Source organism: Staphylococcus sp. HMSC072H03, assembly GCF_001809305.1.
GTDB classification, from domain to species: Bacteria; Bacillota; Bacilli; order Staphylococcales; family Staphylococcaceae; genus Staphylococcus; species Staphylococcus hominis.
In genome coordinates this window covers 214,933-232,400 of the sequence record NZ_KV796914.1, presented here as the reverse complement: position 1 = coordinate 232,400, position 17,468 = coordinate 214,933, and the positions used below count along the sequence as shown (strand labels likewise).

General features: G+C 33.2%; 16 protein-coding genes. 15 read left to right on the top strand and 1 reads right to left on the bottom strand.

Annotated features, from left to right (window positions below; translation table 11 throughout):
- The first annotated feature begins 10 nt into the window (after positions 1-10).
- The 10 genes from cysI to HMPREF2578_RS09820 all read left to right on the top strand — a co-directional run bounded on the left by cysI (position 11) and on the right by HMPREF2578_RS09820 (position 11,041).
- Positions 11-1,732 carry an assimilatory sulfite reductase (NADPH) hemoprotein subunit gene (gene cysI / locus HMPREF2578_RS09865; protein WP_070508439.1) on the top strand — a complete coding sequence of 574 codons (1,722 nt, stop codon included), beginning with the start codon at positions 11-13 and terminating at the stop codon, positions 1,730-1,732.
- Positions 1,733-1,767: 35 nt separating this feature from the next.
- Positions 1,768-2,532 (top strand): uroporphyrinogen-III C-methyltransferase, encoded by a 765-nt coding sequence (gene cobA / locus HMPREF2578_RS09860; protein ID WP_048761808.1) that lies wholly within the window; start codon positions 1,768-1,770, stop codon positions 2,530-2,532.
- Positions 2,533-2,565: 33 nt separating this feature from the next.
- A complete protein-coding gene (locus HMPREF2578_RS09855; RefSeq protein WP_054105909.1) occupies positions 2,566-3,177 on the top strand; it encodes an NAD(P)-binding protein in 612 nt (203 codons plus the stop codon).
- 21 nt (positions 3,178-3,198) lie between these two features.
- Complete coding sequence (locus tag HMPREF2578_RS09850) at positions 3,199-4,074, top strand: sulfite exporter TauE/SafE family protein (RefSeq protein ID WP_048761805.1); 876 nt, start codon at positions 3,199-3,201, stop codon at positions 4,072-4,074.
- Between the two features lie 45 nt (positions 4,075-4,119).
- Positions 4,120-5,298, top strand: coding sequence for a sulfate adenylyltransferase (gene sat, locus HMPREF2578_RS09845; protein ID WP_049379419.1), 1,179 nt, complete (start codon positions 4,120-4,122; stop codon positions 5,296-5,298).
- Positions 5,299-5,316: 18 nt separating this feature from the next.
- Positions 5,317-5,916, top strand: a complete 600-nt coding sequence (gene cysC / locus HMPREF2578_RS09840) for an adenylyl-sulfate kinase (protein WP_048680071.1) — start codon at positions 5,317-5,319, stop codon at positions 5,914-5,916.
- Between the two features lie 426 nt (positions 5,917-6,342).
- Positions 6,343-7,104, top strand: a complete 762-nt coding sequence (locus HMPREF2578_RS09835; protein WP_070508438.1) for a CHAP domain-containing protein — start codon at positions 6,343-6,345, stop codon at positions 7,102-7,104.
- Between the two features lie 202 nt (positions 7,105-7,306).
- Positions 7,307-7,549 carry a hypothetical protein gene (locus HMPREF2578_RS09830; protein ID WP_019835181.1) on the top strand — a complete coding sequence of 81 codons (243 nt, stop codon included), beginning with the start codon at positions 7,307-7,309 and terminating at the stop codon, positions 7,547-7,549.
- A gap of 165 nt (positions 7,550-7,714) precedes the next feature.
- Positions 7,715-9,007: an anaerobic C4-dicarboxylate transporter family protein gene (locus HMPREF2578_RS09825; protein WP_070508437.1), complete on the top strand. Its 1,293-nt coding sequence runs from the start codon at positions 7,715-7,717 to the stop codon at positions 9,005-9,007.
- Between the two features lie 411 nt (positions 9,008-9,418).
- Positions 9,419-11,041, top strand: a complete 1,623-nt coding sequence (locus HMPREF2578_RS09820; RefSeq protein WP_070508436.1) for a BCCT family transporter — start codon at positions 9,419-9,421, stop codon at positions 11,039-11,041.
- A 92-nt stretch (positions 11,042-11,133) separates the two neighbouring features.
- On the opposite strand, the gene HMPREF2578_RS09815 is transcribed toward HMPREF2578_RS09820, so the two are convergent.
- On the bottom strand, positions 11,134-11,688 hold the full coding sequence (locus HMPREF2578_RS09815) for a choline uptake/conversion transcriptional regulator CudC (RefSeq protein WP_070508435.1): 555 nt from the start codon (positions 11,686-11,688) through the stop codon (positions 11,134-11,136).
- A 238-nt stretch (positions 11,689-11,926) separates the two neighbouring features.
- Between HMPREF2578_RS09815 and betB the strand changes: the two genes are divergently transcribed.
- The 5 genes from betB to HMPREF2578_RS09790 all read left to right on the top strand — a co-directional run bounded on the left by betB (position 11,927) and on the right by HMPREF2578_RS09790 (position 17,452).
- Positions 11,927-13,417: a betaine-aldehyde dehydrogenase gene (gene betB, locus HMPREF2578_RS09810; protein ID WP_049414267.1), complete on the top strand. Its 1,491-nt coding sequence runs from the start codon at positions 11,927-11,929 to the stop codon at positions 13,415-13,417.
- A 136-nt stretch (positions 13,418-13,553) separates the two neighbouring features.
- A complete protein-coding gene (gene betA / locus HMPREF2578_RS09805; protein WP_002449442.1) occupies positions 13,554-15,260 on the top strand; it encodes a choline dehydrogenase in 1,707 nt (568 codons plus the stop codon).
- 129 nt (positions 15,261-15,389) lie between these two features.
- The gene (locus HMPREF2578_RS09800; protein ID WP_049416395.1) at positions 15,390-16,571 is read left to right on the top strand and encodes an amidohydrolase; all 1,182 of its coding nucleotides are present in this window, start codon (positions 15,390-15,392) and stop codon (positions 16,569-16,571) included.
- A gap of 123 nt (positions 16,572-16,694) precedes the next feature.
- Complete coding sequence (locus tag HMPREF2578_RS09795; protein WP_017175440.1) at positions 16,695-16,901, top strand: YozE family protein; 207 nt, start codon at positions 16,695-16,697, stop codon at positions 16,899-16,901.
- Between the two features lie 62 nt (positions 16,902-16,963).
- Complete coding sequence (locus HMPREF2578_RS09790; RefSeq protein ID WP_070508434.1) at positions 16,964-17,452, top strand: antibiotic biosynthesis monooxygenase family protein; 489 nt, start codon at positions 16,964-16,966, stop codon at positions 17,450-17,452.
- Positions 17,453-17,468: the final 16 nt, after the last annotated feature.

Here is a 17,468-nt window from a genome sequence, read left to right as displayed (position 1 = left end):
TGGAGAGTGAATGGCTAAAACGATTAAACAAATTGCTGATGAGTTAAATGAAAACCTTGATGCGTTAGAACATTTAAAAACTGAAAGTAATTATTTACGCGGTACGATTGAAGAAGGTTTAGCAGATCCTTTAACTGGTGCTATTTCTGATGATGATACCAAATTACTTAAGTTTCATGGGAGCTATCAACAAGATGACCGAGATGTACGTGATGAACGTCGTAAACAAAAATTAGAACCTGCATATGCTTTCATGATTCGTGTGCGACTACCTGGAGGTAAAGCAACACCTGAACAATGGATTGCAATGGATGATATTTCTAATAATTATGCGAATCATACATTGAAATTAACAACACGTCAAACATTCCAATTTCATGGTATTTTAAAACGAAATTTAAAATCATCTATGAAAAAAATTAATGAATCAGTGTTAGATACGATTGCAGCATGTGGGGATGTTAATCGTAATACAATGTGTAACCCAAATCCATATCAATCAAATATTAATAAAGAAATACTTGATTATGCTACAGCTATCAGTGATCATTTATTACCTAAAACGAATGCCTATCATGAAATTTGGTTAGATGGAGAGAAAGTGCTTGATTCTAAAGAAGAAGTAGAACCAATGTACGGGGAAAAATATTTACCACGTAAATTTAAAATTGGTATTGCCGTACCACCATCAAACGATATTGATGTATTTTCACAAGATATTGGTTTAATTGCAATTGTAGAAAATGATGAACTCGTTGGATTTAATGTGGCTATTGGTGGCGGCATGGGTATGACGCATGGTAATCCAGATACATACCCTCAAGTAGGACGCATTGCTGGATTTATTCCTAAAAATAAAGTCATAGATGTATGTGAAGCATTACTTACAATTCAACGTGATCTTGGTAATCGTTCAAATCGTAAAAATGCACGTTTTAAATACACAGTAGATCGTTTTGGTGTAGATAATATTGTTAAAGAATTAAATACACGTCTAGGCTGGGAAATCAGTGAAGCTCGTGAATTTAAATTTGAACATAATGGCGATCGTTTAGGTTGGATTGAAGGTGAAAAAGGTGTATGGAATTATACATTATTCATTCAAAATGGACGTGTAAAAGATACAGAAGACTATAAGTTAAAAACGGCGTTAAGAGAAATTGCAGAAACACATACTGGTGATTTTAGATTATCTCCAAATCAAAATTTAATTATTGCTAACGTAACTGAAGAGAAAAAAGCAGATATTCAATCTCTTATTGATAAATACGGTTTAACTGATGGTAAAAATTATAGTGGTTTAAGACGTAATTCAATGGCTTGTGTAGCATTTCCAACTTGTGGTTTAGCAATGGCTGAATCAGAACGTTATTTACCAACGCTATTATCTAAAATTGAAGATTTATTAGATGAAGCTGGTGTTAGTGAAGAAGAGATTACTATACGTATGACAGGTTGTCCTAATGGTTGTGCAAGACCTGCATTAGCTGAGATTGCATTTATTGGTAAAGCGCCTGGCAAATATAATATGTATTTAGGCGGAAGCTTTAACGGTGATCGCTTAAATAAACTATACAAAGAAAACATCGATGAAAAGGAAATCCTTGAAAGCTTAAGACCAATTTTAATGGATTATGGAAAATCACGTCTCGAAGGTGAACATTTTGGCGACTTCGTTATTCGTTCGGGTGTAGTAGCTAAAGTTCATGATGGTAGAGATTTTCACAGCTGATTTTTAAAGAAATAGAAGGCGAACGGGGTGATAAGATGGGAAAGGTTTATCTTGTAGGTGCAGGACCTGGTGATCCTGATTTAATAACTGTAAAAGGTATGAAAGCGATTCAAGCGTCAGATGTGATTTTATATGATCGCTTAGTAAATAAAGAGATTTTAGATTTTGCAAAACCCAACACAAAGTTCTTCTATTGTGGTAAAGATCCAAATAAGCATTCATTGCCACAAGAGGAAACAAATCGTATGTTAGTGAATTTAGCGAAAAAAGGTCATACCATTACACGATTAAAGGGTGGCGATCCTTTCGTTTTTGGACGTGGTGGTGAAGAAGCAGAGATATTAGCGGATAATCAAATTCCATTTGAAGTTGTTCCTGGTATTACATCAGGAATTGCAGCTCCTGCTTATGCAGGAATTCCTGTTACTCATAGAGATTATAGTTCCTCAGTTGCGTTTGTTACAGCTGTGAATAAACCAGGTATGACGAAAGAAGCATATTGGGAACATTTAGCGCATGGTCCTGAAACATTGTGTATTTATATGGGGGTAAAACGTTTGCCTGAAATTTGTGAACTATTAGTGCGTCATGGTAAGTCAGTAGATACACCTGTAGCGCTAGTACATTTAGGGACAACAGTTTCTCAAAAAACAGTCACTGGAACATTAGGTAGCATTGTACAACGTGCATCTGAAATCAAAAATCCTGCAATGATTGTGATTGGTGATGTTGTAAATATGCGCCAAAAAATTAGCTGGTTCAAAGAACAAGTATCAGATGTTGAAATGACATTACCATAATTTGAAAAATATCTAATATAGGAGGACGACAATATGAACCATATGCCGCTCATGATTGATTTAAACCAGAAATCGATTGTCATAGTAGGTGGTGGGAAAGTTGCAACGAAACGAGCTTCAACTTTAATCGAATATTGTGCTGATGTTCATATTGTTAGTCCTAATATTTCAACAACTTTAAAAGAATTATTAGATAACGAAAATATCACTTGGAGTCAAAAAGAATTTGAGCCACAAGATGTTGAACATGCCGACCTTGTAGTGATTGCCACAAATAATAACGACGTCAATACAAAGGTGTTAGAAAGTGTTCCTCATCATGCATTGTGTAATCATGCTTCGAAAGCCCAAGTTGGAAATGTTACGATTCCAAGTATTTTAAAACGTGGAAAACTTTCTATTAGCGTGTCAACCAATGGAGCAAGTCCTAAATTGAATAAAAAAATTATTTCAAGAATAAGCGATATGTACGATGAATCATATGAAATGTATATTGATTTTTTATATGAAAGTAGACAACTAATTAAACGATTATCAATCGAGCCATCTAGGAAACAGGAGTTATTACAACACATTTTATCTGATGAGTATTTAGATGAGGTTAAGCAACGAGAATTCACACGATGGCTTCATTTGCAAGTTTAGGTATGAAGGGATATGTGATATATGAGAAAATTGTTTATATTTGCATTAGCTGGATTTTTAGCACAACTTGTTGATGGATCACTCGGAATGGGATTCGGTGCTTCCTCATCATCCATATTATTAACATACGGCATAGCACCTGCGATTGTTTCAGCAACGGTACACTTTTCAGAAATAGCAACGACTGCTGCATCTGGTACATCACATTGGAAATTTGAAAATGTACATAAGCCAACCATGTTGAAACTCGCAATACCAGGATCAATCAGTGGATTTATCGGTGCAGCATTATTAACTCAAATACATGGTGACTATATTAAACCTTATATAGCACTATTCTTACTTTCAATGGGTTTTTATATTTTGTATCAGTTCTTATTTAAACGTCACAAAGCCATTCATACACACGTAGGCACACTTAGTAGTGCGAAACTTGTTCCACAAGGAGCCGTTGCTGGTTTTCTAGATGCCATTGGTGGTGGAGGCTGGGGACCAGTCAATACACCGTTGTTACTTGCAAGTCGTAAAATTCAACCACGCTATGCCATTGGTACAGTGTCTGCAAGTGAGTTTTTTGTAACACTTTCAACATCATTAAGTTTTATTATCTTTTTAGGATTTACCCAAATTAATTGGTGGTTTGTCATTGCATTAAGTATAGGCGGTATGATTGCCGCACCAATTTCAGCCTATTTAACTAAAATATTACCCATTAATATTTTAGCAATTTGTGTAGGTGGTCTTATTATTTTTACAAATAGTAATGCTTTAATGACGTATTTCATCCAAGACACTACAGTGACAAATGTTATTCGATTCGCAATTATTTGTGCGATTATTGTATTAGTTATTATTACTATTATTCGTAACAAAAAATTGTCTTTTTCTTATAAATAAAGCCGAGTAAACTAATCAAAATAATTAGAAAAGGAGTTATCAACGATGCCAACAAATGAAGATATTATCAATTATACAATTAAGCCACATGGTGGAGAGTTAATTAATCGAGTTGTAGAAGGAAAAGAAAGAGAAGCATTAATTGAAAAAGCGAACGCTTTTAAATCATTAACTTTAAATCCTTGGTCAATTTCAGATTTAGAATTAATAGCTATTGGTGGCTTTAGTCCACTTACTGGATTTATGGGGGAAGCGGATTATAAAAAAGTTGTTGAAGATACACATCTTGAAAATGGACTAGTATGGAGTATTCCTATCACTTTACCTGTCACTGAGACACAAGCGAATGAACTTAATATTGGTGATGATATTGCTTTATATGGTGAAGATGGCATACTTTATGGTACTTTAAAACTTGAAGAAAAATATACGTATGATAAAGAAAAAGAAGCTCAAAATGTCTACGGTACGACTGAAGAAGCCCATCCAGGTGTCAAAAAAGTATATGAAAAAGGAAATGTTTATTTAGCAGGTCCTATTCAATTAGTAAATCGTCCTAAACATGATGAATTTTCAGATTATCATTTAGATCCTGCTGAAACACGTCAATTATTCAAAGACTTAGGGTGGAAAACAGTAGTCGGATTCCAAACACGTAATCCTGTCCACCGTGCACATGAATATATTCAAAAATCTGCATTAGAAATTGTAGATGGCTTATTATTAAATCCTTTAGTTGGCGAAACTAAAGCGGATGATATCCCTGCAGATGTACGTATGGAAAGTTATCAAGCTATCTTGAAAAATTACTTTCCTAAAGATAGAGCACGTTTAGTTATCTATCCTGCAGCGATGCGTTATGCAGGTCCACGTGAAGCAATTTTACATGCTACAGTTCGTAAAAATTATGGTTGTACACATTTTATTGTTGGACGTGATCACGCAGGTGTTGGTGATTATTATGGTACTTATGAAGCACAAGAGCTTATCTCTCAATTTGAAGATGAATTAGATATTCATATTTTAAAATTTGAACATGCATTTTACTGCGAAAAATGTGGCAATATGGCTACAGCTAAAACGTGTCCACATGATGCATCAGACCATGTACATTTAAGTGGTACGAAAGTAAGAGAAAAATTACGTAATGGCGAATCATTACCAAAAGAATTCTCAAGACCTGAAGTTGCAGAAGTATTAATTAAAGGATTAAGACAAAAGTAATTTGGGGGAGTATATAAAATGAGTCAATCAACAAATATTACATGGCATGATTCAGAAGTAACTAAAGAAGATAGACAACGTCAAAATGATCATAAAAGTGCTGTCATTTGGTTTACAGGTTTATCTGGTTCTGGTAAGTCAACAATCTCTGTGGCACTTGAAAAGGCTTTATTTGAAGAAGGCAAACATTCATATCGATTAGATGGCGATAATGTCCGTCACGGTTTAAATAAAAACTTAGGTTTTAGTCCAGAAGACCGTAAAGAAAATATTCGTCGTATCGGTGAAGTAAGTAAATTGCTTGTAGATGCAGGAACAATTGCAATTACTGCATTTATTTCTCCATATAGAGAAGATCGTGATGAAGTACGTGACATTCTAGAAGACGGAGAATTCATTGAAGTATATACGGAGTGTAGTGTAGAAGAATGTGAGAAACGAGACCCTAAAGGTTTATATGAAAAAGCACGTTCAGGTGAAATTAAAGAATTTACAGGAATTAGTGCACCTTATGAAGCGCCAAAACATCCTGAAATAACTATTAATACTGAAACACAAAGTATAGATGAATCAGTTGAACATATTCTTAATTACTTAAAAGAACACCAATATATTTAATGAATAACCAAACGAGTGAGATAACGAATTCAAAATGAATGTTATCTCACTCGTTTTTTGCTATACATTCTTGAAAATAATAAATAATATTCCCCTATGTTATGAAATAAAACATATTTAAAATAATCAGATATATTACATCATTTGTAATGACACTGTTGATTAAATTGATAAAAAGATTGATATTAAAGTGTTTTGATGATGTAACAAAAGAGAGATTTAATTACAAAAACCGTCGTATTATTATGATTCAATTACAAGGTATTAACAACGCCCACAAACGCTTGTTTATCTGATAAAGTATGTCTTGTCGTTAATTAACGAGAAAAAATAATTCGAAGTAATTTAATATTGAGATGTCATTTGAAAGTAGCCACGTGATAAATAAAAGAAGAATGTTTTAAAATTCTAGGAGGATATTTAATTATGAAAAAAATCGCTACAGTAACTATCGCCACAGCCGGAATCGCTACAGTTGGATTTGCGCATCATGACGCACATGCAGCGGAAAATAATGGATATAACCCTAATGACCCAACTTCATATAGCTACTCTTATACAATTGATCAACAAGGTAACTATCATTACACATGGCAAGGTAATTGGAGTCCTGATCGTTTAAATCACACTAATGATTCAAATAATAGTCAATCTAACTATAATAATTACAATAATAATAACTATAATTACAATAGCAATTATTCATATACAACAAACAACAATCAATCTTATACAACTAATAATACGACAGGTGGATTAGGCGCTAACACTGCGTCAACATCAGATAGTAATGTAAAAGTTACAACTCAAAGTGCACCAAGAACACAATCAACTGCTTCAACTCAAGCATTCTTAGGTAAAACAAATTCAGGTGCGAATTACTATACTTGGGGTCAATGTACATATTATGTATATGACAAAGTTGGTGGCACAATTGGTAATACTTGGGGAAATGCAAATAACTGGGCTAACGCAGCAGCGCAATCTGGTTATACTGTAAACAATACACCTAAAGCAGGTGCTGTAATGCAAACGACTCAAGGTGGTTATGGTCACGTTGCATATGTTGAAAGTGTAAATAGTGATGGTTCTGTTACAGTATCTGAAATGAACTATCAAGGCGTAGGTGTAGTATCTACACGTACAATTTCAGCAAGTCAAGCAAGTTCATACAATTACATTTCATAATTTAAGGAAATGAACTATTAAAAAATTGGTTTAAAATAATGACTAAGATGTTTAAAAGAGCAAGTATATGAATTCAAAACGAATTCTACCTTGCTCTTTTTTATTTTTAAAAATTATATTTAATATGATTTAAATCGCTTTATAAAGGGAATATATAACTACTAGTTCTTATAGTGTTCAAATATAAAGGTGGTGATTCACAATGGCGTTAGGAGTACTTCAATGGATCCTAGTGATCGCAATTGTGGTAATTACGATTGGCGTCATATTTGGTCTCATTTGGGGTTCGCTTTTTGAGGAACGCTTTTATAGAAGTCGTTCTGAAAAAGAAGAAGAAGCACGTATTGAGAAAAATCTTAAAATGGCAAAAGGCCATACCGATGATGACGTAGCATATGATGAAGAAGGTCGTGCATCACTCAACGAAGATGATAAAAAACAATAAATATTCATAAACCTTTAAGAATCTGTTTGATTTTTAAAGGTTTTTTCTTATCAAAATATTTATATTAATTAACTTTATGCAATTATATACTTTTAACAAATAAAAGTGATAAAATAGATATGTTAAAAAATTCACATGAATTATTTAAAGTTAGGAGTTATTATAATGCTACTGTTTATAGTAGAAATTATCATAATGATTGTAGCCATTATGCTAGGATTGCGCACAGCAGGTGCTTTAGGCTGTGGTATTTTTGCTATTGTGGCCCAACTGATTATGATATTTGGTTTTCAACTTCCTCCTGGTTCTGCCCCTGTTACAGCAGTCCTAATTATTCTGGCAATTGGTATAGCTGGAGGAACGTTACAAGCTACAGGCGGAATTGATTATCTTGTCTATCTTGCTTCGAAAATCATTGAACGGTTTCCAAAATCAATTATTTTTATTGCACCGATGATTGTATTTGTCTTCGTATTTGGAGTAGGGACTGCAAACATTGCTTTATCACTAGAACCTATTATTGCTCAAACCGCAGTAAAAGCTAAAATCCAACCTAAGCGACCACTCATTGCTTCAGTATTAACTGCTAATTTGGCTTTACTTTGTAGTCCAGCTGCATCCGCAACAGCCTATATTATTTCAGTACTTGCAGGTCATGACATTTCAATGGGTCAATATTTGAGTATTGTCTTACCTACATCATTAATCACTATGTTTATGTTAAGTATATTTTGTACGTTTGTAGGACGTAAAAATACAATTACTAAAAGTGAAATTGCTCATACACCTGACGTTGATGTAAATCATGCTTTTTCTACTAGAGTAAAGATAGGTGTTTTAGCATTTATTTTTTGTGTGTTTGGTATTCTTACGTTTGGTATTTTTCCTCAATTCATGCCTTCGTTTAATGTCAATGGAAAAGAGGTCACTGTATCAATGACAGAAATTGTACAATTCTTTATGTATTTAAGTGCAGCAATTAATTTGTTAATGTTAAAAGTGAATACGAGTGATATTCTCTCTTCTAATATTACACAATCTGCTATTGGTGCATTATTTGCAGTACTCGGACCTGGTTGGTTAGGTGCGACAGTATTTAACGCACCTCATAATTTACATATCATACAAAATGATGTAGGTAAAACGATTCAACACATGCCCTGGCTTGTGATCATTCTTGTAGCTGTAGTAGCGATGATTGTTATTTCACAAACAGCAACAGCATCGATTATGGTACCCATCGTCATGAGTATGGGAATTCCACCCATGTATTTTGTAGCAATGGTACAAACATTAAATGTTAACTTTGTTATACCTGCGCAACCAACGTTATTATTCGCAGTTAATTTAGATGAAACAGGACGTACACGACCTACAAGCTTTATTATTCCAGGATTCTTTGCAATAGGTATTTCAGTTATTGTTGGTTTTATAATAAAAATAATATTAGGATATTAGTTTATAATAGAGTATTAGTCATATAAACAATGTAAAGTTTCATGAAAATTTAATAGATTGAGAAGACCTTTTGTGCCTTTTTGAATATTGAAGAGAAGAATTGTATTCTTCTCTTATTTTTATTTTAAAACAGAGAATTTCAAAAAAATATATATTCATTAAAAATGAATAAAAATTCAATTTTTATAATTTATTGTTTGTTCAAAACGTTTATTTTTAATTTAACACTATTGATATATTTAATTTTTTTCGATAGTTTCAATGGAATAAAATATATAAATATTCAGTTTTCTAAAATAATTTTATGAATGTAATTTGCATTTTTATTTAATTTTAGATATTGTCATCATGTGAATCATTCACGTAAATAAAATATAAGTCGTACATATAATATTCAAAGGAGGATCTTAGTTGAAAAAAGAAAAAATAATGGATTGGCCCACCTTTATAGGTACTGTGATTGTCTTGCTTGCAGCAGTTATATCTATGATGGTCTTTCCAAGTGCAAGTGAGAAAGTTATTACTGATATAAATAGTGCTATTTCTAACTCGATAGGATCTGTTTACTTATTTATAGGTTTAGCTGTTTTATCCTTTGTACTCTATATTGCTTTCGGCCGATATGGTAATGTGACTTTAGGAAAAGCAAGTGATAAACCTGAATTTAATAATTTTAGTTGGGCTGCAATGCTATTTTGTGCAGGCATTGGTTCAGATATTCTTTATTGGGGCGTTATCGAATGGGCCTTCTATTATCAAGTACCTCCAAATGGAGCTAAAGGAATGACTGATGAGGCGCTTACATATGCAACGCAATATGGCATGTTTCATTGGGGACCTATTGCATGGGCAATTTATGTATTACCAGCTTTGCCTATTGGCTATTTAGTATTTGTAAAGAAACAACCAGTATATAAAATTAGTCAAGCTTGTCGTCCAGTACTGAAAGGACAAACTGATAAATTTTTAGGTAAATTAGTAGATATCTTATTTATATTTGGACTATTAGGAGGAGCGGCAACCTCTTTAGCATTAGGTGTGCCATTAATTTCTTCTGGAATTGAACGATTAACAGGTATAGATGGAGACAATATGGTTATTCGCTCAATTATACTTTTCACAATCACAGTCATTTTTGCCATTAGTTCTTATACGGGTTTAAAAAAAGGAATACAAAAATTAAGTGATATTAACGTATGGTTATCATTCTTACTACTTGCATTTGTATTTATTGTAGGTCCAACCATCTTTATTATGGAAACAACGTTAACTGGCTTTGGGAATATGATGCGAGATTTCTTCCATATGGCAACATGGATGGAGCCATTTGGTGGAATTAGAAATCGTAAAGAAACAAATTTCCCTCAAGATTGGACGATATTTTATTGGTCATGGTGGCTTGTATACGCACCATTTATTGGTTTATTTATTGCTCGAATTTCAAAAGGTCGTCGTCTCAAAGAAGTCATATTAGGAACAATTGCTTATGGTACATTGGGATGTGTCTTATTCTTTGGTATTTTTGGTAACTATGCCGTTTATTTACAAATTAGTGGACAGTTTAATGTGGTTGATTTTTTAAATAAACATAGTACTGAAGCAACAATTATAGAAGTTATGCACCAATTGCCAATGGGTTCTTTAATTATAGTGTTGTTCTTAATATCTGCATTTTTATTCTTAGCAACGACTTTTGATTCAGGTTCTTATATTTTAGCAGCTGCTTCTCAGAAGAAGGTAATAGGGGAACCATTAAAAGCGAATCGTTTATTCTGGGCTTTCGCTTTATGTCTATTACCTTTCTCCCTTATGTTAGTTGGTGGAGAACGAGCTCTTGAAGTGTTAAAGACTGCTTCATTATTAGCAAGTGTACCACTTCTATTTATATTTACGTTTATGATGATATCCTTTATTATCACACTTAATAAAGATCGGATTAAACTGGAAACAAGAGCAGATAAACTAAAAGAAGTAGAACGACGTTCACTTCGTATTGTTCAAGTTAAATCAGACCCTGAAGACGATAATTTATAATGTAAAAATGATAATACATTTAAAAATCCTCAGAAATTAGATAATAAATCTAATTTCTGAGGATTTTTGAATCATATTGATAATAAATTAAGTTATAAATCTTCTTCTTTTGGTATAGGATAATGTTCGAAAATATCTCCAGATTCAATCGCAGAGCTTAAATTTTCTAACCATTTATAATATAATTTTGTGTGGTTCAATTGGGATTGTATACGATCTATTTTTTCTTTTTCTTCTTCACTTAAATGATTAGTTTGTATTATGTTTTGAAGAATGTTTTCTGCTTTTTTCGTCGCTTCTAAATTTGTATCGACTTCACGTTCCCATTTTTGTGTGAAAAAGTTTCGAAAAAAATTAAAAAAATCTTTCTCGGCTATAAAATGTTGTTTGCGACTGCCACGGGTAAATTGTTGCTTAACGATATCGTATTCTTGCAATTTTTTTACACCCGCACTCATACTAGGTTTGCTCATTTGCAAATGTTCACGCATTTCATCAAGCGTCATACTACCTTCAAAAACCATCGTACCGTAAAGATTACCAACACTACGATTTGTACCATATAAATCCATGGTTTCACCAATTGAGTTGATAACTAAATCTTTCGCTTCCTCTATTTTTTGATTAATATTATAAGAATTGCTCATATTGCACCTCACTTATTTTAACCTTCATAAGATGTGAAATATTAACACAAATTTTACATTCTCACTCATTATATGATTTTTTCTTAAGAGTTTCAAAACTCAATTTTAATTCCCACAATATTTAAAATGATATAAAAAATATATAAAGATGCTTTTTGCAATGACTTAAGAAATATGATAAGCTACTTTTGTAAAATTCGTTAAATAAAAATTTAACAAACTTAACGGAGGTAGTATGATGGAACTTGTAAAAGCATTGTCTAATCGCCAATATATCAATGGTGAATGGGTAGAGAGCGCTAACAAAAATACTAGAGATATTATTAATCCATATAATCAAGAAGTGATTTTTACTGTTACTGAAGGGACTAAGGAAGATGCAGAACAGGCTATTTTAGCAGCACGTCGTTCATTTGAAAATGGTGAGTGGTCACAAGAAACAAGTGAAGTCAGAGGTAAAAAAGTAAGAGCAATTGCTGATAAAATTACAGAAAATCGTGATGAATTAGCCAAATTAGAAACGCTAGATACTGGTAAGACATTAGAGGAATCTTATGCAGATATGGATGATATTGCAAATGTGTTTAATTATTTTGCAGGTTTAGCGGATAAAGACGGAGGAGAAATTATTGATTCTCCAATACCTAACACTGAAAGTAAACTTGTCAAAGAACCTGTAGGTGTAGTTACACAAATTACGCCTTGGAATTATCCATTATTACAAGCTTCATGGAAAATTGCACCTGCATTAGCAACTGGTTGCTCATTAGTAATGAAACCAAGTGAAATTACGCCATTAACAACAATTCGTGTATTTGAATTAATGGAAGAAGTTGGATTCCCTAAAGGGGTTATCAACCTAATATTAAGTAGTGGTGAAGAAGTAGGAGATACATTATCAGGTCATAAAGAAGTTGATTTAGTATCATTTACGGGTGGAATTGAAACTGGTAAACACATTATGAAGAATGCTGCAAATCATGTAACTAATATTGCATTAGAGCTTGGCGGAAAGAATCCAAATATTATTTTTGATGATGCTGATTTTGAATTAGCTGTAGATCAAGCATTAAATGGCGGATATTTCCATGCAGGTCAAGTTTGTTCAGCAGGTTCAAGAATTTTAGTGCATAACGATATTAAAGATAAATTTGAAAAAGCATTAATTGAACGTGTTGGAAAAATTAAATTAGGTAATGGATTTGATAGTGATACAGAAATGGGTCCAGTGATTTCTCCAGAACATCGAGATAAAATTGAAAAATATATGAAAGTTGCTAAAGATGATGGTGCAACAATTGCTATCGGTGGGAAACGTCCAGACGATGAAGATTTAAAAGATGGTTTATTCTTTGAACCAACTGTAATCACTAATTGCAATACTCATATGAGAATTGTTCAAGAAGAAGTATTTGGTCCTGTTGTTACAGTAGAAGGGTTCGATAATGAAGAAGAAGCGATTGCACTCGCAAATGATTCAATTTATGGTTTAGCAGGTGCAGTATTTTCTAAAGATATAGGAAAAGCACAACGTGTAGCTAATAAATTAAAACTAGGCACAGTTTGGATTAATGACTTCCATCCTTACTTCGCTCAAGCGCCATGGGGTGGTTATAAACAATCTGGTATTGGACGTGAGTTAGGTAAAGAAGGATTAGAAGAATACTTAATCTCTAAACATATTCTTACAAATAGAAATCCAGAACCTGTAAATTTCTTTAGTAAATAACTTTTACAATTTAACTATAAAGGACCGTAGACGTATTATTTTACGGTCCATTTATTTTGAAGAATAAAGACGTATCAAATCAAACTAAATTGTATTTAAATAGAAGATTTATATTTTTATAGGAGGACGACAATATATGAGTAAAAATCAATCATATGATTACGTAATTATTGGCGGAGGAAGCGCTGGATCAGTATTGGGAAATCGTTTGTCAGAAGATAAAAATAAAGAAGTACTTGTACTAGAAGCAGGACGTAGTGATTATCCATGGGATTTATTTATACAAATGCCTGCAGCATTGATGTTTCCTTCAGGAAATCCATTTTACGATTGGAGATACCAAACTGAAGAAGAACCGCATATGGGACGTAAGGTAGACCATGCTCGAGGTAAAGTATTAGGTGGTTCAAGTTCAATTAATGGTATGATTTATCAACGTGGTAATCCAATGGATTATGAAGGATGGGCTGAACCAGAAGGAATGGAAACTTGGGACTTTGCACATTGTTTACCTTATTTTAAAAAACTAGAAAAAACATTTGGAGCTGCACCATATGATAAATATAGAGGACATGACGGTCCGATTAAATTAAAACGTGGACCAGCCACAAATCCATTATTTAAATCATTCTTCGATGCAGGTGTTGAAGCAGGTTATCATAAAACAAACGACGTCAATGGATATAGACAAGAAGGCTTTGGTCCATTTGATAGTCAAGTACATAATGGCCGTCGTGTTTCAGCTTCACGTGCCTATTTACGTCCTGCAATGAAGCGTAAAAATTTAACAGTTAAAACACGTGCATTTGTTACTAAAATACATTTTGAAGGTAAGAAAGCTACAGGTGTAACGTTTAAACGTAATGGTAAACTTCATACTGTGAATGCCGGTGAAGTAATTCTTTCAGGTGGTGCATTTAATACACCTCAGTTATTGCAATTGTCTGGTATTGGTGATTCTGAATTCTTAAAATCTAAAGGTATAGAACCACGCATGCACTTACCTGGTGTTGGAGAAAACTTCGAAGACCATTTAGAAGTATATATTCAACATAAATGTAAGCAGCCTGTTTCACTACAACCAAGCTTAGATGTAAAACGTATGCCTTGGATTGGATTACAATGGATATTTGCACGTAAAGGTGCAGCAGCTTCAAACCACTTTGAAGGTGGTGCTTTTGTTAGATCTAACAATCAAGTTGCATATCCAAATTTAATGTTCCATTTCTTGCCAATTGCTGTAAGATATGATGGTCAAAAAGCACCGGTGGCGCATGGATATCAAGTACATGTTGGTCCTATGTATTCAAATTCACGTGGTAGTTTAAAAATTAAATCAAAAGATCCATTTGAAAAACCAAGTATTGTATTCAATTATTTATCAACAAAAGAAGATAAACAAGAATGGGTTGAAGCAATTCGAGTAGCACGTAATATTTTATCTCAACCTGCAATGGATCCATATAATGGTGGTGAAATCTCACCAGGACCATCTGTACAAACAGATGAAGAAATTCTTGATTGGGTACGTAAAGATGGCGAAACTGCTTTACATCCTTCTTGTAGTGCTAAAATGGGGCCAGCGTCAGATCCAATGGCAGTTGTAGATCCATTAACTATGAAAGTACATGGCATGGAAAATTTACGTGTCGTTGATGCATCTGCTATGCCTCGCACTACTAATGGTAATATTCATGCACCAGTTTTAATGCTCGCTGAAAAAGCAGCTGATATCATTCGTGGTAAAAAACCATTAGAACCACAATATGTTGATTACTATAAACATGGTGTTAGTGACGAGAATGCTGGAGCAATGGAATTCGATCCATACTATAAACATTAATAAGATAGTTATATGAAATAAGGGTTGGAATCAAAGATGATTCTAACCTTTTTATTTTAAATATCCCCTTCTACAACATTTTTAATACGTAAAGGCATATAATGAATGACAGAGAAGGAGTGATATGAAATGATTAAAGATTTAGTGCAACGTTTACAAGATAAGGAAAAGCGTATGATCGAGATTCGAAGACATTTACATAAATATCCTGAGTTATCATTTCATGAAACTGAGACACCCAAATATATTGCTAATTTTTATAAAGATAAAGAGTGTAAGGTAGAAACAAATATAGGACAAAATGGTGTAAAAGTAACGATAGATAGTGGTAAACCTGGGAAAACGATTGCTATTCGAGCAGATTTTGATGCGCTTCCCATTCAAGAAGATACTGGTTTATCATTTGCTTCTAAAAACGAGGGAGTCATGCATGCGTGTGGACATGATGCACATACAGCATATATGCTTATTTTGGCAGAAACATTGATAGAAATGAAATCTCAGTTCAGTGGCAAAGTAATTGTTATTCATCAACCCGCTGAAGAAATGCCACCTGGTGGAGCTAAAGGTATGATTGAAGATGGCGTATTGGATGGCGTTGATCATGTTTTAGGCACCCATGTGATGACTAATATGGCTCCTGGTAAAGTCTATTATCATAAGGGTAACGTTCAAACAGGACGTTCTTACTTTAAATTAATTGTAAAAGGTGAAGGAGGACATGGTTCTTCTCCGCATACTGCAAATGATGCGATTGTAGCGGGAGCTAATTTCGTTACTACCGCTCAAACAGTGGTCTCACGTCGCCTTAATCCATTTGAAACGGGTGTCGTCACAATTGGATCATTTGATGGTAAAGGTCAATTTAATGTGATTAAAGATAAAATAACCATTGAAGGTGACGTTCGCGCTTTGACAGATGCTACACGCGATCGTATTGAAACGGCTTTAAAACAAATGGTTCATGGTTTGGCAGAAACATTTGATGTAAATTGTGAATTTACATTTAGTAAAGATTATCCTGCATTGTATAATGATCCTGACTTTACTGAATATGTTGCAGAAACCATTAACCAAGCAAAATTAGCTGATGTTAAAGGCATAGAAGTATGCGAACCTCAACCGCCATCTGAAGACTTCGCTTTTTATGCTAAAACATTGCCAAGTACTTTTATATATTCTGGAGCAAAACCGAGAGAGGGTAAAGCATATCCACATCATCATCCTAAATTTACGATTGATGAGTCAAGTATGTTAGTTGCAGCAGAAGCAGTAGGTGCAGTAGTATTAAACTATTTAACTATTGAATAAGCAGTCAAAATATATATTTAAGTAATAATTCTACATTTTTAAAGTAGAAGTCAAGTGTATACTCTAGTATTAAAGAATTTGTCATGATAGTATTATCCTATATTTAGATATTGGGGTGAGTTGATGAGTTTTTATGATTTTATGCAAGGATTTATTGATGATAAGACCCCATTAGGTGAACTTGCATCATGGATAAATCAAGACCAAAATTTTCCAAAACATGAATATCTTGCTGAAAATATACTTGATTACTTTTCTAAGACGTCGATGTTGGATCATGAATTCTTAGAAATTGTTAAACGTTCCCTTTCATTATATGAAGGAAGATAGAGATGAATAGCAGAATTAAAAATGATAGCTTAAAGCTAGTTAAGAAATGAAGGAACTAAGAAATGACTTTAACTGATAGTTATAAAACATATGTAATAGAAGAAAAAGAAGAACAGACTATGTCTATCGAAAAAAATAATGATGTTCAATTATATACAGTACTTGAGTCAATAAACGAGTTAACAAACGATTCAATATGTGTTTTGAATCACTTGTTTGTTAATGAAGGTAATGAACCTCAATTTGAATCTAAATTTTTAGAGCGCACTAAATATTTACAAGATGTGCCAGGATTCAAAGCTTTACGTTTTTTACGTCCTCAAACTAAGCATCGTCATTATATTATTTTGACGTTATGGAAAGATCGACAATCGTTCTATGATTGGCAAAGTTCAGCCGCTTATGATAAAACGCATAAAAAAAGAGGCACTAAACAAGGTGTCGATAATAAAATAGTTAATCGCGATTTATCTTATAATGTAAGAATAGAACTTGCTAATTTAGAAACGAATGTTGATATAGATAATATATTTAATCTTTTTTATATTTAAAACAAATACCGCATAG